The organism is Thermus thermamylovorans (genome assembly GCF_004307015.1).
GTDB classification, from domain to species: Bacteria; Deinococcota; Deinococci; order Deinococcales; family Thermaceae; genus Thermus; species Thermus thermamylovorans.
Genome location: NZ_SIJL01000006.1, coordinates 51,303 through 72,391, shown reverse-complemented (window position 1 = coordinate 72,391; position 21,089 = coordinate 51,303). Strand labels below are relative to the sequence as shown.

The following is a 21,089-nucleotide window of genomic DNA, read 5'->3' as shown; positions in this document are numbered from 1 at the left end:
GAGGGTCCATGGAAAAGGTGAAGTGGGTGGAGTGCCCCAGGGACGCCTGGCAAGGGTTTTCCCGCCCCATCCCCACCGAGGAAAAGGTGGCCTTTTTACACCGACTGCTGGAAGCGGGGTTTCGCCATCTGGACCTGACCAGCTTCGTCTCCCCCAAGTGGGTACCCCAGATGGCGGACGCGGAGGCGGTCTTGGCCGCCTTGCCGCCCCCGGAAGGGCGCACCTATTTGGCCATCGTGGCCAACGAGCGGGGCCTGGAAAGGGCGCTAAAGGCCCCAAACCTCACCCACGTGGGCTACCCCTTCTCCCTCTCGGAAACCTTCCAGCGCAAGAACACGAACCGCTCCATTGAGGACTCCTGGCCCCTGGTGGCGGAGATGGTGCGGGCCACGGAGGGGAGGCTTGGCCTCGTGGTCTACCTCTCCATGGCCTTCGGCAACCCCTACGGGGATCCCTGGAGCCTGGAGGCCGTCCTGGAGGCCATCGGAAGGCTCCGGGCGCTGGGGGTGCGGGAGATCGCCCTGGCGGACACCTACGGGGTGGCGGAGGCAAGCCGTATCCAGGAGGTGCTAGGGGAGGCCGTGGCCCGCTTTGGCCCCGAAGGCCTGGGGGCCCACCTCCACGCCCGGCCCGAGGGGGTCTTGGCCAAGGTGGAGGCGGTGCTGGGGGCGGGGGTGCGCTGGCTGGAGGGGGCCTTGGCGGGGGTGGGGGGCTGCCCCTTTGCCGGGGACGAGCTGGTGGGCAACCTACCCACGGAGAAGGTCCTGCCCCACCTCGAGGCCCAAGGCCTCACCACGGGGGTGGACATGAGAGCGCTCCCCCTCTTAGCGGAGGAGGCGGCCCGGCTCCGGCTCCTCTACGGCTGAGCACCCGAGATCGTCCACACGATTTTGTACGTCCTGGAAAACGGCATAACGGTGTCGCCGACCAGAACAGGATACCGTGGGACTCCTCGGATGTACTGGATCCACCGCAGCTTCATCTTTCCATCGCCTCCTCAGCCCGGATGGCTTTGTTGGAACCCCACCTCCCCGCTCCCCTATTGCGCACCGCGCACCCTGATGTAGAGCAAGAGCGCCGCGATGAGGGCGGTTGCCGAACCACCCAAGATCAAGAGCGTTTGGACGCCGAACCTTTGGAGAACCGCACCGGCACTTAGGAACACGACCACAGGGATGACCCGTAGGGCCGCATACTGAACAGCAAAGGCCCGGCCCAGGACCTCCGAAGGCAGGGTCCGCTGCAGGATGCTGGCCGTGTAGACCGAAACCAATTCGGCCGTCAGACCGGCGAGCGCCACCGCCAGCAACCACCCCTCCAGTCCCCCGACGAAGCCCAGGGACCCAACCAGGAAGCCGAACAGGACCGTGGCAAGTCCGGACAACCGGTGCTCATCCATCCGCCCCGCCAGTGGAGTGGCTATCAGGGTCGCAGCGATGGCCCCGAGCGCCATCGCTCCGGTGAGGAATCCATAGCCAGCGGCGCCGTGGCGCAGAACCTGTTCAGAAACAACGGGCAGGGCTATGACCAGAACCGGAATACCGACGTTGACCACCACCAGATCGGCCATGGCGAGCAAAGCCGCGCCGTGGCGGCGCAGGATACCCACCCCACTCACGAAATCCTGCAGTACCCTTGGCCGCCGGCCCCGCACCACTAGGGATTCCCCGTTCATGCGACGGATCGGCAGCAGAGCCGCCGACGCCACAGACAAGGCCGCATTCGCCATGAACGTGTACGCCGGGCCTACCCAGGCTAAGAGTACGCCCGTCATAACCTTGCCAAACAGGTCGCACGCGTTGCGGCTCAACCTGAGCAGCGCGTTGGCGCGTGTCAGGTCCACCTGGTCAACGATGGTCGGGACCACAGCCCCGGCTGCGACGGTAAGAAAACTGGCGGTTACCGCATGGGCCACCACAGCAAGGTACAGGTGCCACGCCTGCAAGTTGCCCAGGAGCGACAGCCCAGCCACAGCCAGACCGAGCAGGGCCCGGAAACTTTCCGCAACGAGTATCACTTTTGTCCTTGAAGCAGCGTCCGCATAAACACCGGCAAAGGGAGCCAGCAGCAGCGAAGGGACAACCTGGACGGCAAAGGCCAGCCCAAGTTGTAGGGCGCTGCCCGTCAGCTGAAACACCAGCCACGGGACGGCAAGGGAGAACACGTTCTCGCCAATGCGGGACGAGGTCCTGCTGAGGAAAAAGTAGGAGAAGGTGGGGTTTCGGGCGAAAAGCGCAAGCCCCAGCCTGGTCATCAAGGCGACAATGGCTTCATGCCGTTTCATGCCGATTTCCTTATCCTAGACTACCAGCGAAAGAGGGTGTGCCGCCGCATCTGCCCCCCCGGGGCCGGGGGGTGCGCAGAGCAACTCCTGGTTTTAGCCCCTCACCGTTTCTTGCACCCAGTGGGGGCTGTTCAGGGTGATCTTGGCAATCTTCTTAGCGGGGAGCCCCCGCTCGGCGTGGTAGACCACCAAGAAGCGGGTCCTCTCTATCGGGTCCTTGGCCTTCTCGACCCGCTGCCACAAGGCCGTTAAAGGTCAGGTGGTCGGCTACGGTCATAGGCGAAGGATCCAACAAGAAAGGGTATCAGGCGGCCCGCTTCAGGTAAATGCCGGGGTCGGCGGGGTTGGCGATGGCGTTCACCCGGGCAAGGAGCTCCTCGGGAGGAAGGCCGAGGAGAGCGGTCATCTCCCCGGGAGAGACCACGGCCTCGTAGAACCTCCGCGCCCCCCGCTCCAGGAGGAGGGCCATCAGTTCGGAAAGGGCCGCCTCGCCCCCGGGAAACGCCGGGCCGAAGGCGTCGGGGGTGAGGAGGTCCTTCTTGCCCCCGTGGATCACAACCGCGTAGCGGGCCTGGTGGCGGCGGTCCTGCCAGTCGGTGATGAGGTAGACCTTGGCCTCGGGGAAACGCACCCCCTTGAGGGCCTCCTTGAGGGCCTCGAGGGTCAGCCGGGGAGCAGCGCGCAAGCCCACGCGTTCCATGCTTCCCATCTTACGGCCGCCCCCTAGGGACAGGGGTCCTCAGCCCAGGAGCTTGCGGGCGTAGATGATCTGCCCTGCATGGTGCTGGGCGTGCTCCACCAGGTGGTGGAGGATATGGGCCCTGGGCGCCTTCAGGCCCTGGGCGCCCACGGAAACCTCCTGGCCGAGTTCCTCTTCCCTTACCCTCCGGAAGGCGGAGGAAAGCCTCGCCCAAGCCTCTCGGAAGCGGGCCTCCACCACCTCCTTGGGCTCGGGCTCCCCTCCTAGCTCCCACTCCCGCCCCCTTTTGGCCCAGTCGGGAAGCTCCTGGGGAAAAGCATAGGAAAGGAGCCGCAAGGAGCTTCCCGCGATGTGGCGCACCAGGCCCCCAATGGGGTTCGTCCCCTCCTTGGGCCGCCACCAAAACCCCTCCTCGGAAAGGGCAAAGGCCCAGCGATCCAGGTGAGCCTCCACCTCCTTCAAGCCCTTGATCCAGGCGGAAACCACCGGGGGCACCCCCGGCTCCAGGGGTTCCAGAAAGGGCGCAGGCATACCCCCATGCTACACCCCGTAAACTGACGGGCGTGGAGGCCCTGGCCCTGCTCGCCCTCTTGGCCGGTGCGGCCCTCTTCCTCGCCCGGCGCAGGAGGCCCCCTACCTGCCCCCGCTGCGGCCTGCCCCGGGCCCTGGCCCTGGAGGTGGCCCGCCACCGGCGCTTCTGCCCCCAGGTGGCCTTCCGCACCTGCCCCTTTGACCCCAGGAAGGGGGTGTACCGCCAAAGGCGATGAACCCGGTGGAAGCCGCGTGGGAGGCCCTCGAGGCGGACCTCGCCGACTACCTGAGGCAAAAGGGCCTCGCCCCCTCCTGCCGGGCGGGGTGCTTCGCCTGCTGCCACGGCCTGGTGACCCTCTCCCGCCTGGAGGGGGAGGCCCTCCTCCCCCACCTCACGGAGGCGCAGCGGGCCCGCCTCCTGGAGGAAGGCCCCAAACGCCTGGCCCTCCTCGGGGAGGGCAAGGACGACCCCCACTTCCCGAGCCGCTTTTTCAGGGAAAGAAGGCCCTGCCCCTTCCTGGAGGGGGGCCTCTGCGGGGTCTACCCCTTCAGGCCCCTGGCCTGCCGCGGCCTCCTCACCGCCGGGGACCCCGCCCTCTGCCAGCCGGAAGCCCAGGCCCCCCGGGGCCACTTCCTCAAAGCGCCCTGGGGCATGGCCCACCGCCGCATGGAGGCGCTTTGGGAGGAGGAAGGGCGGCGCTACGGCTTCGTGGTGATAGGGGAGCTTGCGGGCCTCCTGTACCTCCTCCTCGAGGGCCTGCCCCGGGGGCGGGCGGAGGTGGAGAGGCTCCTGGAAGGGCTGGGCGTCCTCGGGGGGCGGTGGGGGTTCCAGGTGGTCTCACCCTGGCGAGGTCAGGGTGGGAACCCCGGTGGCTAGGATCCGGCGGCCCAGCCCTCCAGGCGCAGGCCCGGAACCTGACGGAAAGCCTGGTCGGCGCTCACCAGCACCAGGCCGTGGGCCTTGGCCGTGGCGGCGATCCAGAGGTCGTTGGCCCCGAGGGGCTTCCCCACCCGCTCCAGGTCCAGGCGAAGCCAGCCGTAGACCTCGGCCACCCGTTCGTCGATGGGCAGCACCCGCACCAAGCCGGCCAGGCGCACGACCCGCCTGAGGTTCGCCTACACCCTAGCGCTCTTCCTGGCCCCGTAGAAGAGCTCGCCCAGGGAAACGGCGGAGATGGCCAGCCTGGGCTCCTGCCAGGCCCGTTCCACCACCCGGGGATGCCCCTTGAGGTAGGCGATCCAGGCGTTGGTGTCCAGGAGGTAGAGGGTCACGGGAGGCCCTCGCGGACTTCCGGTTCCCCCTGGGGAGGACGCGCAAGCTCCCCCTCCCAGCTCCCCGCCAAGGCATAGAACTCCTCCCGGTGCGGCAGGGCGTGGCGTTCCAAAAGCTCGCGAAGGTAGGCGGATAGGCTCATCCCCCGGGCCTCCGCCTGCCGCTTTAGGGCCTCGTAGACCTCCCTGCGCAGATAGGTGTGCACCTGGGGCATACTACGAGTATACCCAGGCCAAATACATGGGNTCCGCTACAGGGTCGGTTCCCCATCTTTTTATCCCATTCAGCGTCTCACATGTGTCTGTCCAGGTTCAGGGGCCAGAAAAAAGGCGGCCCACAGGCCGCCTTTGGCGGAGGGGGCGGGATTCGAACCCGCGAGGCCCCTTGCGGAGCCTACCGGTTTTCGAGACCGGCCCGTTCAACCGCTCCGGCACCCCTCCCTGAGCCGGGCGAAGAAGTCCTTTAGGAGCTTAGCACACTCCCCCTCCAGGACGCCACCCCGCATCCCGCCCCCCTGGCCAAAGCGGGTGAGGGCCCCTTCCTTCAGGTTCTCCGCCCCGTAGACCACCTCCACCCTGGCCTCCCTCAGGGCGTGGTGGCACATGCGGCAGGGCTCGAGGGTCACGTAAAGCCGCCCTCCCCTAGCCCCCTTGCCCACCCTCCGGAGAAGGAGCATCTCCGCGTGGGCCGTGGGGTCCCGGGTAGCCTCCACCTGATTGTGAGCCCTGTACACCCTTTCCCCCACCACCAAGACCGCCCCCACCGGCACCTCCCCCTCCTGGAAGGCCTGCCTGGCCTCCTCGAGGGCCAAGGCCATGTACCGCTCCTCCTCGGAGGGAGGATAGAAGCCCAGCACCTCCATCACCCGCTTACCTTCCGCCCTCACCGGCCAAAGGGGCTTGAGCTCCTTAGGTACCCCTTTCTCCGCCAAAAAGTCCACCAGGCGCTTTCTCCCGTAGGGCATGGCTAGGTAGTCTCCCGGCAAGGGGCGGCGAAACCCAGGGGGAAGGGGCAGCTTGGGAGCGGGGGGAAGGAGAAAAAGGGTACCTCCTTTGCGCCTGGCCGTGTAGCCGCCGGGCAGGGTGGCCACCTTGCCCCCTAAAGCCTCCTCCAGAAGGGCGATAAGCCGGGCCTCAGGCCGGAGGTCTAAGGCCTCCAGCATCCAGCGCAAAGCCCTCCGTCTAAGGGCCCCAGGAGCCTCCAAAAGAGGTACCGCCCGGTAGGCGGGCACGAAGAAGCGGGGATCGGGTAGGAGGCGGGCTTTGGCCTCCTTCTCCAGGTGAGCCTCCTCCTCCATCCGCACCTGGGCAAAGCGGGAAAGCGCCTCCTTGGCCCCAGGAAACCGCTCCTCCACAAGGGGAAGCACCTTAAGCCTCAGGTAGTTGCGATCCCGGGAAAGGTCCTGGTTGGAGGAATCCTCCCGCCACACTTCCCCCAGGGCCTTGAGGTACGCCCTTAACTCCTCGCGGCGAAAGGCCAGAAGGGGGCGGACCACAAGCCCCTCCTTTTCCCGGATACCCAGGCCCCGGGCCGTGCCCTGAAGGAGTTTGAGGAGCACGGTTTCCGCCTGGTCGTCCAGGGTATGGGCGGTGAGGATGGCCTTGGCCTTCACCTCCTTGGCCACCCGGTGCAGGAAGGCGTAGCGGATCTCCCGGGCCACGGCCTCGAGGTTCTCCCCCCGTTCCCTGGCCACCCTGGCCACCTCCACCCGCTCGGCATAAAAGGGAAAGCCAAGCCTTTCCGCCAGGGCCTTCACAAAGGCCCTATCCTCCCCGCTTTCCGGGCGCAGGGCGTGGTCCAGGTGGGCCACCACCGCCTCCCGCCCGGCGCGCCGCACCAGGTGGGCCAACGCCACCGAGTCCCCGCCCCCAGAGACCGCCAGCACCAGGGGGTCCTTGGGAGCCAGCCGGGCGAGCCGCGCGCGAAAGGCCTCTTCCAGTTCCTGGGGAAGCGCCTCAGGCAAGCCGGGCCACCTCCGCCTTCAGGGTGGAAAGGCAACAGCGTCCCCGGGGGTTCCTCTGATCGCAGGCGCAGCGCTTGGCCCTTACCCCCCCCTCCACCTGGACCACGGGGTCCAGCCCCTGGCTTAGAGCCTCCGCCAGGCCCTCCCTAGTCCAGTCAAAGCAGTAGCAGATGAGGGAAGCCCCCTTGTCGTAGATGGGAAAGCGCACCTCCTCCAGGGTGTAAACCCCCTCCTGCCCGTAGTAGACCACGGGACAGGCGGGGTCCTGGCAGAGGTAGTGGGGGCTTTCGGGGTCCAGCCGGGCGAGGGCTTTCCCGGTGAGGAAGTTCTTCACCGTCTTCAGGGGCACCTCGAGGCCTATCTTTCCATTCTGTGGGCAAAGCATACCTCCACTTTATCCCCGGTATCCTGAGGGCATGAAGCTCCGCTTCCGCCAGGATGGGCCCTACGTGTTGGACTTGCCCGAAGGAACTCCCTTCCGGTTCAACGGGGAAGAAAGGCGCCTGGAAAGGGCCAAGCTGGCCCTTTGTCGCTGCGGCCACTCGGAAAGGAAGCCCTTCTGCGACGGGAGCCACAAACGGGTGGGCTTCCGGGCAGAGGGTGGGGAGATCGTCAGTAAAGAAACTCCCTGATGTCGTACCGCGCCGCCCTAAGCCCCAGGCGGCGCACCGCCTCCCGCCAGCGGCCTACCTCCGCCTCCACGTCCTCGAGGGGTTCCAGCCCAAGCCGGGCGTAGGGGGTGGCGGGCGCCTCCTGGAAGGGGGAGAGGTAGACCAGGTCCTCCGGGCCGAGGGGAAGCTCGGCGAGAAGGCGGAGGCTTTCCCGAAGGTGGGCCCCGGCGTAGGGCTTCCCCCCGGCCCCCACCATGAGGATCACCCCCACCGAAAGCCCCGCCCCCTTCAACGCCCGCACCAGGGAAAGGGCTTCCCGGGGGTGGCCCGGCTTGTGGAGGAGGGCCAGGAGGGGGGCGTGCCCCGTTTCCAGGCCCAGGTACACCCGCCTCAAGCCCAAAACCCGGAGCCTGGCCCACCAGGAAGCTTCCTTCTTTAGACCGGTGAAGAGGTCCAAAAAGCCCAGCACGGGCTCCCCAGGAAAGTGGCGCCCCACCACCTCCAGGAGGGGCAGAAGGGGCTCGGAGAGGGCCAGGGCGTTCCCGTCCGCCAGGAAGACCCCGCGCCGGAGGAGCCGCCCCTTCCCTAAAAGGGCAAGGACCCGCTCCACATGCTCGGCGAAGGCCTCCGGGGAACGCTTCTGGAAGGCACGGTCCTGGTAGAAGGAGCAGAAGGCGCAGCGGTTCCAGGTGCAGCCTGTGGTGGCCTGGAGGACCACGGAAAGATAGGCGTCCGGAGGGAGGATGCTTATGGGCCAGGCGTAGGCAAGGCGGTAGGGGGTGGGGTCCAGGAGGGCCTCCGGGGTCCAGCGGAGGACCTCTTTCCGCCTCTCCCGGTCCCTCAGGTGGGCCTCCGCCAGGGCGAGGATCTCCCGGTAAACCCCATGGGCCTCCTCCCCTAAAAGGCGCCGCCTCCGCCTCTCCCCTTCCCGGTAGCGCAGGTGGAGGGTTCCGTCCAGGGCCCGCTTGTAGGTGAGCCCCTGACGGAAGTAGTGGTAGGGGCGGCCCTCCCGGTCGAAGGAGAGGACCCTGTCCCCCAGGGAGAGCACCGTGGCCTCCGGGCGCAGGAGCTCCACGGGCTCCAGGCTACCCCAAGGGGCAAGGGTCCCGGCCCCGTGCCCTTACAATAAGGCCCGTGGCGCTTGCGGCCCTTAGGGGCCTCCTCTCCCCCGAAGCCCTCGCCCGCCTCACCCCCCTGGGCGGCTTCGAGGCCCGGGTCTATACCGACGGCCAGAGGGTCTACAAGGTCTACAGCCCTCCTGAGGCCCACCTGGCAGCCCTCGAGGCCCGCCGCATGGCCCGGGCGGGCCTGGGGCGTTTCGTCCTGGGAGTAGAGGAGGTGGCAGGGCAAGGAGTCCTCATCACCCAGCGCTTCCCGGGGAGGCCCTTCCGCCCCGAGGCCTTCCGCCCCAAGACCCTGGCGGCCCTCTCCCACCTCTTCCTCTCCCTCCACCGCCTGCCAGAGCCTGGGCAGGTAAAGGGAGAAGAGCTTCTGGAACGCCTGGAGCGCTTCGCGGAAACCCTCCACGGGGTGCCCGAGGCCCGTTCCCTCGTGCATGCCCTGAAGCGCGAGGTGGGGCTTGCGGCGGGGGCGGAGCGGCGCTTCTGCCACCGGGACGCCTGGGCGGGGAACCTCCTCCTGAAGGAGCCGGGGGAGGAAGGCCCGGAGGTGCTGCTGGTGGACTGGGTGCGTTCAGGGGGGGACGACCCCGCCCGGGACCTGGCCCTCCTCAAGACGGGGAGCCTGGACCTTCTGGGGGAAGGCGCGGCCCGGGAGGCCCTCTTCCGCCTGGCCCGCCTCTACCCCCAGGAGGTGCGGGAGCGCCTGGCCTTCTACGTACCCCTCACCTACCTCCACGACCTTCACTGGTTCCGCGCCAAGCGCCCCGAGGGGTTTCCCGAAGCCTTGGGGGAGAAGCTGCCCCGGGCGCAAGGCTTCTTCCGCGACTTCTTTCCCAAAAGGGGAAGGGCGTGCTAGGCTCTTGGGGATGAGGATCACCCTGGTGGACCACCCCCTGGTGCAGCACAAGCTGGCCCACTTGCGGGACCGGCACACCGGCCCCCGGGACTTCCGTGAGCTAGCCGAGGAGGTTTCCCTGCTCATGGCCTACGAGGCCATGCGGGACCTGGAACTCAGCGAGGCCACCGTGGAAACCCCCGTGGCCCCCGCGAGGGTTAAGGTGCTCTCCGGCAAAAAGCTCGCCCTGGTGGCCATCCTGCGGGCCGGACTCGTTATGGTGGAGGGGATCTTAAAACTCGTGCCCCACGCCCGGACGGGGCACATCGGCCTCTACCGGGATCCCGAGTCCCTGAAACCCGTGCAGTACTACGCCAAGCTTCCCCCGGACATCGCCGAGCGTCGGGTCTTCCTCCTGGACCCCATGCTGGCCACGGGGGGAAGCGCCAGCCGGGCCCTTACCCTGCTCAAGGAAAAGGGGGCCTCCGGGGTGAAGCTCATGTGCCTCATCGCCGCCCCTGAGGGCCTGGAGCGCATCGCCCGGGACCACCCCGACGCCGAGGTGGTGGTGGCGGCCATCGACGAGCGCCTCGACGACCACGGTTACATCGTCCCCGGCCTGGGCGACGCGGGGGACCGGATTTACGGGACCAAATGACGGAACTCCTCCAGCGCATAGGGATCGCCGAGCCCCTGGGCACCGGCTGGCTGGTGGTGGTCTTCATCTTCCTCCTCTCCCTCTTCTTCACCTGGCGCTTCCTCCCCTACGTGCGCCGCTTCGCCCTGAAGGTGGGCTGGGCCGACCAGCCCAACGAGCGCCGCCTCAACCGGGAGCCCCTCCCCAACGCCGGGGGCCTGGCGGTCTACGCCGGGGTGGTCCTGGCCCTGGTGGTGGCCGCCTTCCTGAGGCCCATCCTGGTGGAGGGGGTGCTCATCCAGGTGCTGGCCATCCTCCTGGGGGGGGCCTGGCTGGTCCTGGTGGGCTTCATCGACGACCAATACGGGCTTCCTCCCGCCTTCCGCCTCCTGGCCCAGACCCTCGCCGCCCTCCTCCTCATGGCGGTGGGGGTGCGCTTCGAAGCCGCTTTCGGCACCCCCTTGGACCCCGCCTTGGGCCTCTTCCTCACCTGGCTTTGGGTGGTGGGCATCACCAACGCCCTGAACCTCATGGACGGGCTGGACGGCCTGGCAGGGGGCATCGCCTACATCAGCGCCATGAGCCTCCTCTTCGTGAGCGCCCAGTTCCCCTTCTGGGCCGCGGGCACCCTGGTGCTCGCCGCCTTGGCGGGGGCTTCCCTGGGGTTTTTGCGCCACAACCTCCACCCGAGCCGCATCATCCTGGGGGACGCCGGGGCCTACTTCCTGGGCTACACCCTGGCGGCCACCGCCCTCCTCGGCAACCTGAAGCTCACCACCTTCCTGGGCCTTCTGCCACCGGCCCTCTTTCTCCTCCTCCCCATCCTGGACACCACCCAGGTGGTGGTGCGGAGGCTCCTAAGGGGCCAGAACCCCCTCGCCACCCCCGGCAAGGACCACATCCACCACCGCCTCCTGGCCCGGGGGCTTTCCCAGAGGCGGGTGGCCTTCCTCCTTTGGGGGCTCGCCCTCCTCTCCAACCTCTCGGCCATGCTCTACTTGGGCATGCCCTGGGAAGGGGTGGTCGCCAGCCTTTCGGCCACCCTCCTGGGCCTCACCTGGGTCACCTATCGCCGCATGCGGGCCCTCTGGAGGGGAGAATGAAGCGCGTGGTCCTCGCCTTCGGCACCCGGCCCGAGGCCACCAAGATGGCCCCGGTGTATCTGGCCTTGAAAGGGCATCCCCACATCAGGCCCCTGGTCCTCCTGACCGGCCAGCACCGGGAGCAGCTCCAGCAGGCCCTGGGGCTTTTCGGCATCCGGGAGGACCGGAACCTGGACGTGATGCAGGAGCGCCAGGCCCTTCCCGACCTGGCGGCCCGCATCCTCCCCCAGGCGGCCCGGGCCCTCAAGGAGATGCACGCGGACTACGTCCTGGTCCACGGGGACACCCTCAGCACCTTCGCCGTGGCCTGGGCGGCCTTCCTGGAAGGCCTTCCCGTGGGGCACGTGGAGGCGGGCCTCCGGAGCGGCAGCCTCAAGGAGCCCTTCCCCGAGGAGGCCAACCGCCGCCTCACCGACGCGCTCACCGACCTGGACCTCGCCCCCACCCCCCTGGCCAAGGCGAACCTCCTCAGGGAGGGCAAGCGGGAGGAGGGCATCCTGGTCACCGGCCAGACGGGGGTGGACGCGGTCCTCCTGGCGGCCAGGCTGGGGCGCCTCCCCGAGGGCCTCCCCCCCGGCCCCTACGTGACCGTCACCATGCACCGCCGCGAGAACTGGCCCCTCCTTACCGAGCTGGCCCGGGCCCTCAGGAAGGTGGCGGAAGCCTTCCCCGAGCTCACCTTCGTCTACCCCGTGCACCTGAACCCCGTGGTGCGGGAGGCGGTCTTCCCCGTGCTCAAGGGGTTGGGGAACTTCGTCCTCCTGGACCCCCTGGAGTACGGGCCCATGGCGGCCCTCATGCGGCAAAGCCTCCTCCTGGTCACGGACTCGGGGGGGCTGCAGGAGGAGGGGGCGGCCCTGGGGGTGCCGGTGGTGGTGCTCAGGAACGTCACGGAAAGGCCGGAGGGCCTCGAGGCGGGGATCCTCAAGCTGGCGGGCACCGACCCCGAGCGGGTCTTCCAGGTGGTGAAGGGGCTTTTAGAGACCCCAGAGGAGCTTGCCCGCATGCGCCGGGCCAAGAACCCTTACGGGGACGGCCGGGCGGGGGAGCGGGTGGCGAAGGGGGTAGCCTGGCGGCTCGGCCTCGGCCCTAGGCCGGAGGAGTGGCGGCCCTAGGCCAAGGCCTGAGCTGGTAAAGGCCCACCAGGAGCACCGCACCCCCCAGGGCCAAAGCCGCAGAGCGGCCACCCAGAAGCTCGAAAAGAAGCCCGGTGAGGTAGGCCCCCAATGGCCCCGTTCCCAGCATCACCAGGCTGTACACGGCCATGACCCGGCCCCTGAGGCGGTCGGGCACGGCGAGCTGCACCAGGGTGTTGGCGTTGATGAGCACCGAGATCATCCCAAACCCCCCCAGGGCCAGGAAGAGGGGGGCCAGGGAAGGGTAGGGTAGGAAGAGGCCCAGGTGGGCCAGGGCCAGGGCGAAGACCCCGAGAAGGAGGCGCGCCGGTTTGGGCCTTCCCGTGAAGGCCATCACCAGGGCCGCCCCCAGGGCCCCAAAACCCACGCTGGACAGCAGCAGGCCGTAACCGGCGGCTTCCATCTCCAGGACCAGCCGGGCGTAGGCGGGGACCAGGGTCTGGAAGTTCATGCCCAGGAGGGTGGCGAAGAGGACCAGGCCCACCACCCGGCGCACCAGGGGGTGCTCCAGGACGAAGCGCACCCCTTCTCCCGCCTGCCCCCAGAAGCGGCCGTCCCCCCCTTCCCCGGCCGGACCCCCGGGGAGACGCTGGAGGACCAGGAGGAGAGGGAGGAAGGAGAGGGCGTTGGCCAGGTAGGCCACCCCTACCCCGAAAAGGGCGATGAGGAGGCCAGCGAGGGCCGGGCCCAGGAGGCGGCTCAGGTTGAAGCCGAAGGAGTTCAAAGCGATGGCCCCGGGGTAGCGCTCCTTGCCCGCCAGCTCCACGGTGAAGCTCTGGCGCACGGGCAGGTCCATGGCGTTCAGGGCCCCGTAGAGGAAGGCGAAGAGGAGGACGTGGGCGTAGTCCACCAGCCCGGTGAGGATGAGGAGGGCCATGAGGAGGGCCAAAAGCATCATCCCCCCTTGGGTGAGGAGGAGGAGGGCCCGCTTGGGGTAGCGGTCGGCCAACACCCCCGCGGGCAGGGAGAAGAGGAGGGAAGGGAGGAACTGGAGGGCCACCACCAGGCCGAGCCTCTCCGCGCTCCCAGTGAGGAGGAGGACCAGCCACGCCTGGGCCGCGGCCTGCATCCAGGTGCCCATCTGGGAGGTGAAGAGGGCCAGCCAGTAGGGACGGTAGAAGGGGTCCTTGAGGAGGGCCAAGGCCAGCACCCCTCTATCCTAAACCTGACTGACCGGTCATTACTAACTCCGCGCCCCGGGGGGGGCCTTTATACTGAGGCATGTTCCAACGGGGCCTACCCCTTTTCCGCATCCTGGGCATCCCGGTTCAGCTGGACCTCTCCTTCCTCATCATCCTGCCCCTCCTGGCCTTCCTCATCGGCGCCAACCTGCCCCTTTACCTGCGCCTTTTCGGCCTTCCCGAGGCGGAGGGCCTCCTGGTGGGAGCAAGGCCCTTCCTGCTGGGCCTCCTAGCCGCTATGGGCCTTTTCCTCTCCGTGCTCCTCCACGAGCTGGGCCACGCCCTGGCCGCGCGCCGCTTCGGCATCGAGACCCGGCGCATCACCCTTTGGCTCCTGGGAGGGGTAGCCCAGATGGAGCGCATCCCCCGGGAACCCCTGAAGGAGCTCTGGATCGCCCTGGCAGGCCCGGCGGTGAGCTTTGCCCTGGCCCTTCTCTTCCACCTGGCCCGCGCCGAAGAGGGAACCCTGGGCTTCCTCACCCACTACCTGGCCCTGATCAACCTCATGCTGGGACTTTTCAACCTCCTACCCGCCCTGCCCTTGGACGGGGGCCGGGTGTACCGGGCCCTTCTGGCCTTGCGCAAGCCTTACCTCCAGGCCACCAGGCAGGCGGTGGCCCTGAGCCAAGCCCTGGCCATCGCCCTAGGGCTTTTCGGCCTCCTGGTCTTCAACCCCTTCCTGATCCTCATCGCCTTCTTTGTGTACATGGCCTCCAGAGCTGAGGCCGAGGCCACCCTTCTGGCCCAGACCCTGGAAGGCCTCCGGGTGCGGGACCTGATGACCCAAGACCCCTTTACCGTGACCCCCGACCTTCCTGTGGCGGAGGTCCTGCGCCTGGCCTTGGTGCATAAAGTTTCCGGGTTTCCCGTGGTGGAGGGTGGGCGGGTCCTGGGGGCGGTGGGGCTAGAGGGCCTGGAGGGCGCCGACCCCAACGCCCCGGTGGGCCGGTATGCCCAAGAACCCCTGGTGCTTGCCCCCGAAGAGGATGCCCTCACCGCCCTGGAGCGCATGGCGGAAAGGGGCTACGCCCGGGCGTTGGTGATGGAAGGACCGAGGCTCCTAGGAGTCCTCAGCAAGACGGACCTCCTGCGGGCCTTCCAGATCCACCTCCTGGGACAGGGGTNGGAGTTCCTGGCTAAGATATGGGGGGAGTCGGTTCCCCAAGGTGTCTCAAATGTGGTGGCCAATTACAGTCCCTTGACAGGGGACGGGGCCTTCGTTAATCTGTGGGCGCAAAACTATACGGGAGGCAACCATGAGGAAAGCCTTTGTTGTTCTGCTGGCCTTAGTCCTAGGTCTAGTCCTGGCCCAGAAGCCCCGGGTGGTGGTGGGTACCGGCAGCACGGGAGGCGTCTTCTTCTACTACGGCACCACCTTGGCCGACCTCATCAACCGGGCCGGGGTAGCCGAGGCCCAGCCGGTGCAGACCGGGGGCTCTTACGACAACCTCCTCCTGCTGCGGGATCGCACCAACCCCCAGGCCAACACCTACTACTGCGCCCTCACCACCACCGACTCCGCCTACGTGGCCTACACCGGGGAAGAACCCCGCTTCCGCGCCCGCAAGGCCGACAGCCAGCGGGTGATGTTCTACATGTACCCCTCCTTCATCCACATCGTCACCACGGAGAAGACGGGCATCCGGGTGGTGCAGGACCTGGCGGGCAAGCGGGTTTCTACGGGCCAGCCCGGTTCCAGCACGGAGAACCTGGCCCTCATGGTCCTGCAGGCGGCAGGAGTCCGGCCGGAGAGCTTCGCCAAGCGGGAGCGCCTGCCGGTGGCCGAAGGGGCCAAGGCTCTTTCCGAGGGCACCCTGGATGCCTTCTTCTGGGTGGGCGGGGTGCCTACAGGGAGTATCGTGGAGCTCTCCACCAGCCTGGCCCGCAAGGGAGACCGGGTCCACCTCATCCCCATCGACCCGCGGAGCACCACGGCCCAGGTAGCCCTGCGCCGCTTCCCAGGGCTTTTGGAACCCACGGTGGTGCCCCGCACGGTCTACAACACCCGCGGCGATGTTTCCGGGCTCAACACGGGTAACATCGTGGTCTGCCCGGAGAGCCTTCCCGCCGAGGTGGCCTACGGCATCATGCGGGCCGTGTTTGAGAACCTGGAAACCCTGCGCACCTCGGTGGCCGCCGCCCGGGACACCAGCCTGGAGAACACCGCCCGGCTCTTCGGCCGGCTGGTCATTCCCTTCCACCCGGGAGCCGAGCGCTACCTGAGGGAAAGGGGCGTCCTCCGCTAGGCCCTGGGTATCCCGGGCCCCCAAGCGGGGCCCCTTTTTGGGAAAACCGACATGGCCGAACTACCCACCGCACCCCTGCCCCACACCCCCTTGGGCCGCATCGCCCGGGTGGTCCTGGTCCTGGGAGCCCTCTACGCCCTCTACCTGGTCCTCCACCCCTTCACCCCCCTATCCCGGGCGGAGATACCCATACTGGACATCGTCCAGCTTCAGCGCAGCACCCACGTCCTATTCCTCCTCCTCGGCACCTACCTGGTCACCTTCCCCCTGGTGCGTAAGCGCACCTTGGGAAGCTGGGTCTTCGCCCTGTTCAGCCTGGTCCCCCTCCTGGCCTTTCTCTTGTCCCCCGTGCCCATCCCGGGAACGGTCAAGGCCCTGGTCCTGCTGGTCTGGGGCGCGACCGTCCTCCCCGCCCTCCTGCCGAGGTGGCAGCGCCCCGCCGCCCTCCTGGCCGCACTCCTTTCCCTCCTTCCCACCCTCTACCAGCTCCGCTACTTCGAGGAGTTGGTCTATCGGGCGGTGATCCCCGAGCCTTGGGACGCGGGCATGTCCCTCACCTTGATCTTTTTGGTCTTGGGGGCGGTCTACCGCCTCCTAGGCCCGGTGATGCCGGTGCTGGTCCTCTTCTTCTTCAGCTACAACCTGCACGCCCACCTCTTCCCCGGGGCCTTCCGCGGCACCCCCCAGCCCATCGACCTCCTCCTGGGCAAGGCCTTCAACGAGACGGAGGCGGGCATCTACGGCCTCATCACCGGGGTCTCCCTCAAGTACCTGGTCTACTTCACCGTCCTTTCCGGGATGATCGGGGCCCTGGGCCTGGGGCGGGTGGTGGCCAACCTGGCCCTGGCCCTGGTGGGTAAGCACCCCGCCACCCCGGGGAGGGTCACGGGGCTCTCCGCCGTCTTCATGGGGATGTTCTCCGGCTCGGGGGCCGCGGACACCCAGTTCGTGGCCACCCTGACCAAGCCCCTTTACGAGCGGGCCGGGTACGACCGCCACGTGGCCGCAGGGGTGGTGGCCACCGCGGGGAGCATCGCCCTCATCACCCCACCCGTCATGGGTTCCATCGCCTTCCTCATGGTGGAGATCCTGGAGATCCCCTACCTCCAGGTGATCGTCATGGCCTTGGGGCCCGCCCTCCTCTACCTCATCTCCATCATGGCCTTCAACGAGTTCTACGCCCGCAAGATGGGCCTTCCCCCCGTAGGAGTGGACTTCCCGGGAAGCCGGAGGGCCTACACCCTCCGCTACAGCGTCCTCTTCCTGCCCATCCTCCTCATCATCGCCCTCCTCTACCTGGGCTATGAGGTGCGCACCGCGGCCAGCCTGGCCCTGGTGGCCTTCGTGCTCATCGCCTACCTGGACCCCACCCTAAGGCCCAAGGGCTTCGGGCCCATCCTGGAGGGCCTCGAGGGGGGCTTCCGCATCCTACTGCCCATCGGCACCGCGGTCACCGCCGCCAACCTCATCTTCACCATGATGGTGACCTCGGGCCTGCCCTCCAAGTTCAGCCAGCTCTTGCAGCAGGTCTCCGGGGAAAGCCTCCTCCTGGCCACCCTGATCACCGCCGTCTTCAGCCTCATCCTGGGCATGGGGGTGCCCCCCACGGCCACCTATGTGCTCACCTCCGCCCTGACCGCCCCGGCCATCATCGCCTTGGCTATCGAAAATGGCCTCCCGGCCTCTGCGGCCCTCCTGGCCACCCACATGTTCCTCTTCTACTACGCGGTCCTGGCAGAGGTGACCCCGCCCGTAGCCCTGGCGGGCTACGCCGCCGCCAGCGTTTTCGGTACCAACCCCCTCACCACCGGGGTCTACGCGGCCCGGGTGGCCCTCTCCAAGTACCTGGTGGGTTTCTTCTTCCTCCTCTCCTACTCGGGCACGGGCCTCCTCATCATCCCCGTGTTGCAAAACTCCCCACCCGCCGAGGCCTGGCCCATCATCCTGGAGCGCTTCCTGGCCGTGGCCGCAGGGATCATCTACCTCTCGGCCTCAGGGGCCGGGTACACGAGGAGGCCCCTACGGCGCTGGGAGGCCTGGGCCCTGGGGATCCTGGCGGTCATGCTCTTCGTGCCCTATGGACCCCTCAACCTCCTGGCCTTTCTCCTGGGGCTGCCCTTCTTCCTCAAGGGCTTGACCCGGGCCCCCAAGGAGGCTTAAGGTAGGGCCGAAGGAAAGGGGGTAAAAACATGCAAAGGTTTGTTCTGGTCCTCCTGGCCCTTCTCGTCCTCGGCCTAGGGCTGGCGCAAAGGCCCCGGGTGGTCATCGCCACCGGGGGCGTGGGAGGGGTTTACTTCTACTACGGGACCACCCTGGCAGAGATCTGGAACCGGGCCGGGGTGGCCGAGGCCCAGGCCATCCAGACCGCCGCTTCCATCGACAATCTCCTCCTTCTGGAAACCCGTACGGGAGGCGGCACCTACTACTGCGCCACCGTTCTCCCCGACTCCGCCTTCCTGGCCTACACCGGGGAGCACGAGCGCTTCCGCGGCCGGCCCGCCCGCAGCACCCGCATCCTCTTCGCCATGTACCCCAACTACCTGCACATCGCCGCCCGGGAAGGGGCCGGCATCCGGCTGGTACAGGACCTGAAAGGCAAGCGGGTCTCCACCGGGGCCCCCGGCTCGGGCACCGAGGTGAACGCCCTGCTTACCCTGCAGGCGGCGGGGCTCTCCCCCCGGGACTTCGGCAAACAGGAACGCCTGGGGGCGGCGGAGAGCGCCCGGGCCCTGGCCGAGGGCACCCTGGACGCCTTCTTCTGGTCCGGCGGCCTGCCCACGGGGGCCATCACCGAGCTGGCCGCGGGTCTGGCCCGCCGGGGCGAGCGCCTCTACCTGGTGCCCATCGATCCCCGGGGCACCGTAGCCCAGACCTTCCAAAGGCGTTTTCCCGGGGTGGCGGGTACCGGAACCATCCCCCGGGACGTCTACGGCACCCGGGCCGACACCCCCACCCTCACCTTCTGGAACTTCTTCGTCTGCCCGGCAAGCCTCCCCGAAGAGGCCGCCTACGCCCTCACCAAGGCCACCTTCGAGAACCTGTCCACCTTGCAGACGGCGGTGGCCGCTGCCCGGGACACCACTCTGGAAAACGCGGTGCGCTTCGTGGGGGGTACGATCCCCTACCACGAGGGGGCCCTGCGCTACTTCCGGGAGGTGGGGGCCCTGCGGTGAGGCTTCTCCTCGGGGGGGATCGGACCCCCTTTTGGGGGAAAGGTTCCCGGACTTGAGCAAGGGGCCCTAGCCGAAGGTGAGGGCACGGACTTCCTTACCCAAAGCGGCCCGGCTCCTCCTTGGGAGCTGGGCCTTTTGGCTCCTTCTGGCCTTCCTGGCCCTGGCCCGGGTGGTGGAGGTGGTGGGGGAGGGGGAGCGAAGCCTCCTCCTACTCGCCCCCTGGGACGGGGGGCGGGTGGAGTTCGTGCACTCGGTAACCGGGAGGCCCGTGCTGCTGGAGTTTGGGCTTCCCTGGCGGTTTGCCGGTTTTCGCGCCTACGCCGACCCGGAAACGGAGGCCTACTACACCGGAGGGGAATACCCCTGGAACGAGGCCCTGGCAGGGCAAAGGCACCGGGTCCTGGCCTACTGCTCGGAGGTGGGGGTCGTCTTGTACCTGGGGGGTACCTGGTTCCGCGCCCAGGGGGGATGCCTGCGGGCCAGGCTCCTCTGGCCTCCCTAGAGGGGGCGGAAGCGGGCGAACCGCCACCAGCGCAGCCGCGGCACCCCCAGGATGAGGACGTTGAGCAGGCCCGCGGGGCGGAAGCCCGTGGCCTCGAGGCTCCTCCGGGCAGCCCGGTTCTCCGGATGGACCTCGGCGTAGACCTCTTCCACCCCCTGGCAAAGCCCGGCTAGGGCCAGGCGGATCAGACCCCGGCCCCGGAAGGGGGGTAGGACGAAGGCGTCGTAGGCCCAAAAGAGGGGCTCCGGCAGAAACCCCCAAGGAAGGTGGGGGGGTGGGGGGGTACCGGGAGGGCGGAGCCAGAGGTGCCCGGCGTAGGCCCCCTCGGCCCAGAGGACCACCCCCCGGTGCCCCCAGAGGAGGTAGTCGGCGAAGAGGGTACGCACGGGCCGGGGCCTTCCCGGGTGGAAGCCGTCCACCGCCTCCGGCAGGCGGGGCAAAAGCTCAGGACTCACGGGCTCCAGGGCCACCCCCGGGGAAGGGGTAACGGAGGGCCAGGAGCCTTCCCGCCAGTAAACCAGGTAGCGCCGCAGGCGCAGGGGGGCCCGCTCCCAGAAGCCCATCAGGGCAGGACCTGGGGAGAAGCCCGGAGGGTCAGGACCTCCCCTTGCCGCCAGACCCGCAGGACCACCTCCTCCCCCGGGACCTTGGCGAAGAGGACCTGGCGCAGGCGGGCGATGGAGGTGAGGGGAACGCCGTCGGCTTCCAGGAGCACGTCCCCGTCCAGCCCCACCTGCAGGGCCTCCCCCGTGGGCAGCTGGAGGAAGGCGAAGCGGCTGGGCGGGCGGAGGCCCGCCCGCTCCGCGGGGCTGTTCCGCTCCACCTCCTGCACCATGAGGCCGGTGGCCGGCAGGCCGTGCTGCTGCCTGAGCCTTTCGGGATAGGCGGAGAGGGGCACCAGGGAAACCCCGAGCCGGGGGCGGCTCCTTATGATCTCCTGTGCGGTGAGGGTGCGGCCCGCCTTGAGCTCGGGCAGGTAGGCCTTCACCAGGTTGATGGGCAGGGCGAACCCCACCCCGGCGAACTGGGCGGCTCCGAACTGGCCCGTGGGGGTGAGGATGGCGGTGTTGATGCCGATCACCTCCCCCCGGGAGTTGAGCAGGGGCCCCCCGGAGTTCCCCGGGTTGATGGCGGCATCGGTCTGGATCACCTGGGGCACCAGGCCGGTCTCGTCCCCGATGGCCCCGGGGTTCTCCCGGATGGCGGAGACGATCCCCTGGGTCACGGTGAACTCCAGGCCGAAGGGGTTGCCCATGGCGATGGCCTTCTGCCCCACGCGGATGCGGTCCGAGTCCCCCAGGACCAGGGGCACGAGCTGCTCCTTTGGGGCTTCCACCCGGATGAGGGCCAGGTCCAAGGGCGGGGCCGCCCCCACCAGGCGGGCCCGGTACTCCTGGGGGTCCCCGTGGAAGCGCACGGTGATCTCCTGGGCTCCCTGGACCACGTGGTAGTTGGTGAGGATGTGCCCCTCCCCGTCGATCACGAAGCCCGAACCCGAGCCCTCCCGGGGAGGGAGTTGCAAAAAGGGGGCGAAGAACTCCAGGCCCGGGGGAAGGGCTAAGGGCTGGGGAGCGGTCCGCACCGCCACGAAAACCACCCCTTTGCCGTAACGCTCCACGATCTCCACCGTGTTGCGCTCGTACTCCAGAAGGCCGGGCTCGGCCTCCTGGGGGACCGGGGAAGCCGCCGGGGAACGCTCCTGGCCTGTGGAAAGGCCCCACCAGAGCACCGCCCCTGCCAGGAGGGCGAGCACCAGGAAACCCACAAAGGATCGGCCGAGGTTCACGCGCCAC

Annotated in this window: 23 protein-coding genes, 1 tRNA gene and 2 pseudogenes; 13 read left to right on the top strand and 13 right to left on the bottom strand. The window is 68.4% G+C overall.

The annotated features are described in order from the left end of the window. Positions 1-8 precede the first annotated feature (8 nt). Positions 9-866, top strand: a complete 858-nt coding sequence (locus ETP66_RS06155) for a hydroxymethylglutaryl-CoA lyase (protein ID WP_130841595.1) — start codon at positions 9-11, stop codon at positions 864-866. A gap of 173 nt (positions 867-1,039) precedes the next feature. On the opposite strand, the gene ETP66_RS06150 is transcribed toward ETP66_RS06155, so the two are convergent. From ETP66_RS06150 to ETP66_RS06135, 4 genes are all read right to left on the bottom strand, one after another. Then, a complete protein-coding gene (locus ETP66_RS06150) occupies positions 1,040-2,284 on the bottom strand; it encodes an MFS transporter (RefSeq protein WP_130841593.1) in 1,245 nt (414 codons plus the stop codon). Positions 2,285-2,377: 93 nt separating this feature from the next. Continuing rightward, the gene (locus tag ETP66_RS06145; RefSeq protein WP_235187243.1) at positions 2,378-2,527 is read right to left on the bottom strand and encodes a hypothetical protein; all 150 of its coding nucleotides are present in this window, start codon (positions 2,525-2,527) and stop codon (positions 2,378-2,380) included. A 61-nt stretch (positions 2,528-2,588) separates the two neighbouring features. After that, the gene (locus ETP66_RS06140) at positions 2,589-2,984 is read right to left on the bottom strand and encodes a DUF3197 domain-containing protein (protein ID WP_130841591.1); all 396 of its coding nucleotides are present in this window, start codon (positions 2,982-2,984) and stop codon (positions 2,589-2,591) included. A 39-nt stretch (positions 2,985-3,023) separates the two neighbouring features. Then, on the bottom strand, positions 3,024-3,515 hold the full coding sequence (locus ETP66_RS06135; protein ID WP_130841589.1) for a DinB family protein: 492 nt from the start codon (positions 3,513-3,515) through the stop codon (positions 3,024-3,026). A 32-nt stretch (positions 3,516-3,547) separates the two neighbouring features. Here ETP66_RS06135 and ETP66_RS06130 point away from each other — a divergent pair, with 32 nt between their 5' ends. Continuing rightward, entirely contained in the window at positions 3,548-3,751 is a 204-nt protein-coding gene (locus ETP66_RS06130; protein ID WP_130841587.1) for a hypothetical protein, read from the top strand. Then, on the top strand, positions 3,748-4,392 hold the full coding sequence (locus tag ETP66_RS06125) for a YkgJ family cysteine cluster protein (protein ID WP_130841585.1): 645 nt from the start codon (positions 3,748-3,750) through the stop codon (positions 4,390-4,392). Before ETP66_RS06130 ends, ETP66_RS06125 begins: the two co-directional genes overlap by 4 nt. On the opposite strand, the pseudogene ETP66_RS06120 reads toward ETP66_RS06125, so the two are convergent. The 5 genes and pseudogenes from ETP66_RS06120 to ETP66_RS06100 form a co-directional block, all read right to left on the bottom strand. Beyond that, a pseudogene (locus ETP66_RS06120) lies at positions 4,389-4,787 on the bottom strand (type II toxin-antitoxin system VapC family toxin). The gene ETP66_RS06125 and the pseudogene ETP66_RS06120 overlap by 4 nt on opposite strands. After that, positions 4,784-5,002, bottom strand: coding sequence for a hypothetical protein (locus ETP66_RS06115; protein WP_130841583.1), 219 nt, complete (start codon positions 5,000-5,002; stop codon positions 4,784-4,786). The pseudogene ETP66_RS06120 and the gene ETP66_RS06115 overlap by 4 nt, the downstream one beginning before the upstream one ends. A gap of 134 nt (positions 5,003-5,136) precedes the next feature. Beyond that, positions 5,137-5,228: transfer RNA gene (locus tag ETP66_RS06110), tRNA-Ser, on the bottom strand. Next, complete coding sequence (tilS, locus tag ETP66_RS06105; RefSeq protein ID WP_430731877.1) at positions 5,207-6,751, bottom strand: tRNA lysidine(34) synthetase TilS; 1,545 nt, start codon at positions 6,749-6,751, stop codon at positions 5,207-5,209. Before tilS ends, ETP66_RS06110 begins: the two co-directional genes overlap by 22 nt. Next, positions 6,744-7,136 carry a copper chaperone Copz family protein gene (locus tag ETP66_RS06100; protein ID WP_130841582.1) on the bottom strand — a complete coding sequence of 131 codons (393 nt, stop codon included), beginning with the start codon at positions 7,134-7,136 and terminating at the stop codon, positions 6,744-6,746. Before ETP66_RS06100 ends, tilS begins: the two co-directional genes overlap by 8 nt. Before the next feature lie 31 nt (positions 7,137-7,167). Between ETP66_RS06100 and ETP66_RS06095 the strand changes: the two genes are divergently transcribed. Continuing rightward, on the top strand, positions 7,168-7,383 hold the full coding sequence (locus ETP66_RS06095) for a CDGSH iron-sulfur domain-containing protein (protein ID WP_130841580.1): 216 nt from the start codon (positions 7,168-7,170) through the stop codon (positions 7,381-7,383). On the opposite strand, the gene ETP66_RS06090 is transcribed toward ETP66_RS06095, so the two are convergent. Next, entirely contained in the window at positions 7,364-8,437 is a 1,074-nt protein-coding gene (locus ETP66_RS06090) for a radical SAM protein (RefSeq protein ID WP_130841579.1), read from the bottom strand. The genes ETP66_RS06095 and ETP66_RS06090 overlap by 20 nt on opposite strands. Positions 8,438-8,496: 59 nt before the next feature. On the opposite strand from ETP66_RS06090, the gene ETP66_RS06085 reads away from it, so the two are divergent. The 4 genes from ETP66_RS06085 to wecB are packed head-to-tail and all read left to right on the top strand — an operon-like array spanning position 8,497 to position 12,173. Beyond that, positions 8,497-9,339, top strand: a complete 843-nt coding sequence (locus ETP66_RS06085; RefSeq protein ID WP_130841577.1) for a phosphotransferase family protein — start codon at positions 8,497-8,499, stop codon at positions 9,337-9,339. 10 nt (positions 9,340-9,349) lie between these two features. After that, on the top strand, positions 9,350-9,976 hold the full coding sequence (gene upp, locus ETP66_RS06080) for a uracil phosphoribosyltransferase (protein ID WP_130841575.1): 627 nt from the start codon (positions 9,350-9,352) through the stop codon (positions 9,974-9,976). Next, complete coding sequence (locus ETP66_RS06075) at positions 9,973-11,058, top strand: MraY family glycosyltransferase (protein ID WP_130841573.1); 1,086 nt, start codon at positions 9,973-9,975, stop codon at positions 11,056-11,058. Before upp ends, ETP66_RS06075 begins: the two co-directional genes overlap by 4 nt. Then, on the top strand, positions 11,055-12,173 hold the full coding sequence (gene wecB / locus ETP66_RS06070; RefSeq protein WP_130841571.1) for a non-hydrolyzing UDP-N-acetylglucosamine 2-epimerase: 1,119 nt from the start codon (positions 11,055-11,057) through the stop codon (positions 12,171-12,173). Before ETP66_RS06075 ends, wecB begins: the two co-directional genes overlap by 4 nt. On the opposite strand, the gene ETP66_RS06065 is transcribed toward wecB, so the two are convergent. Next, complete coding sequence (locus tag ETP66_RS06065; protein WP_130841569.1) at positions 12,148-13,344, bottom strand: MFS transporter; 1,197 nt, start codon at positions 13,342-13,344, stop codon at positions 12,148-12,150. The two genes, wecB and ETP66_RS06065, sit on opposite strands and share 26 nt — an antisense overlap. Positions 13,345-13,415: 71 nt before the next feature. Here ETP66_RS06065 and ETP66_RS06060 point away from each other — a divergent pair. The 5 genes and pseudogenes from ETP66_RS06060 to ETP66_RS06040 form a co-directional block, all read left to right on the top strand. Then, positions 13,416-14,492: pseudogene (locus ETP66_RS06060) on the top strand (site-2 protease family protein); the annotation flags it as partial. 139 nt (positions 14,493-14,631) lie between these two features. Then, positions 14,632-15,621 (top strand): TAXI family TRAP transporter solute-binding subunit, encoded by a 990-nt coding sequence (locus tag ETP66_RS06055; protein WP_130841567.1) that lies wholly within the window; start codon positions 14,632-14,634, stop codon positions 15,619-15,621. A 51-nt stretch (positions 15,622-15,672) separates the two neighbouring features. After that, positions 15,673-17,781, top strand: coding sequence for a TRAP transporter permease (locus tag ETP66_RS06050; RefSeq protein WP_130841565.1), 2,109 nt, complete (start codon positions 15,673-15,675; stop codon positions 17,779-17,781). Between the two features lie 29 nt (positions 17,782-17,810). Beyond that, positions 17,811-18,794, top strand: coding sequence for a TAXI family TRAP transporter solute-binding subunit (locus ETP66_RS06045; RefSeq protein ID WP_130841564.1), 984 nt, complete (start codon positions 17,811-17,813; stop codon positions 18,792-18,794). A 76-nt stretch (positions 18,795-18,870) separates the two neighbouring features. Beyond that, positions 18,871-19,296 carry a hypothetical protein gene (locus tag ETP66_RS06040; protein WP_430731876.1) on the top strand — a complete coding sequence of 142 codons (426 nt, stop codon included), beginning with the start codon at positions 18,871-18,873 and terminating at the stop codon, positions 19,294-19,296. On the opposite strand, the gene ETP66_RS06035 is transcribed toward ETP66_RS06040, so the two are convergent. After that, positions 19,293-19,859, bottom strand: a complete 567-nt coding sequence (locus ETP66_RS06035) for a GNAT family N-acetyltransferase (RefSeq protein WP_130841562.1) — start codon at positions 19,857-19,859, stop codon at positions 19,293-19,295. The genes ETP66_RS06040 and ETP66_RS06035 overlap by 4 nt on opposite strands. Next, positions 19,859-21,082 carry a S1C family serine protease gene (locus tag ETP66_RS06030; RefSeq protein ID WP_130841560.1) on the bottom strand — a complete coding sequence of 408 codons (1,224 nt, stop codon included), beginning with the start codon at positions 21,080-21,082 and terminating at the stop codon, positions 19,859-19,861. Before ETP66_RS06030 ends, ETP66_RS06035 begins: the two co-directional genes overlap by 1 nt. Positions 21,083-21,089: the final 7 nt, after the last annotated feature.

Coding starts and splice junctions, on each gene's coding strand:
- ETP66_RS06075 (WP_130841573.1), top strand. CDS start 9,973: ATGACGGAACTCCTCCAGCGCATAGGGATCGCCGAGCCCCTGGGCACC.
- wecB (WP_130841571.1), top strand. CDS start 11,055: ATGAAGCGCGTGGTCCTCGCCTTCGGCACCCGGCCCGAGGCCACCAAG.
- ETP66_RS06055 (WP_130841567.1), top strand. CDS start 14,632: ATGAGGAAAGCCTTTGTTGTTCTGCTGGCCTTAGTCCTAGGTCTAGTC.
- ETP66_RS06045 (WP_130841564.1), top strand. CDS start 17,811: ATGCAAAGGTTTGTTCTGGTCCTCCTGGCCCTTCTCGTCCTCGGCCTA.
- ETP66_RS06115 (WP_130841583.1), bottom strand. CDS start 5,002: ATGCCCCAGGTGCACACCTATCTGCGCAGGGAGGTCTACGAGGCCCTA.
- ETP66_RS06100 (WP_130841582.1), bottom strand. CDS start 7,136: ATGCTTTGCCCACAGAATGGAAAGATAGGCCTCGAGGTGCCCCTGAAG.
- ETP66_RS06155 (WP_130841595.1), top strand. CDS start 9: ATGGAAAAGGTGAAGTGGGTGGAGTGCCCCAGGGACGCCTGGCAAGGG.
- ETP66_RS06050 (WP_130841565.1), top strand. CDS start 15,673: ATGGCCGAACTACCCACCGCACCCCTGCCCCACACCCCCTTGGGCCGC.
- upp (WP_130841575.1), top strand. CDS start 9,350: ATGAGGATCACCCTGGTGGACCACCCCCTGGTGCAGCACAAGCTGGCC.
- ETP66_RS06095 (WP_130841580.1), top strand. CDS start 7,168: ATGAAGCTCCGCTTCCGCCAGGATGGGCCCTACGTGTTGGACTTGCCC.
- ETP66_RS06035 (WP_130841562.1), bottom strand. CDS start 19,859: ATGGGCTTCTGGGAGCGGGCCCCCCTGCGCCTGCGGCGCTACCTGGTT.
- ETP66_RS06135 (WP_130841589.1), bottom strand. CDS start 3,515: ATGCCTGCGCCCTTTCTGGAACCCCTGGAGCCGGGGGTGCCCCCGGTG.
- ETP66_RS06150 (WP_130841593.1), bottom strand. CDS start 2,284: ATGAAACGGCATGAAGCCATTGTCGCCTTGATGACCAGGCTGGGGCTT.
- ETP66_RS06140 (WP_130841591.1), bottom strand. CDS start 2,984: ATGGAACGCGTGGGCTTGCGCGCTGCTCCCCGGCTGACCCTCGAGGCC.
- ETP66_RS06125 (WP_130841585.1), top strand. CDS start 3,748: ATGAACCCGGTGGAAGCCGCGTGGGAGGCCCTCGAGGCGGACCTCGCC.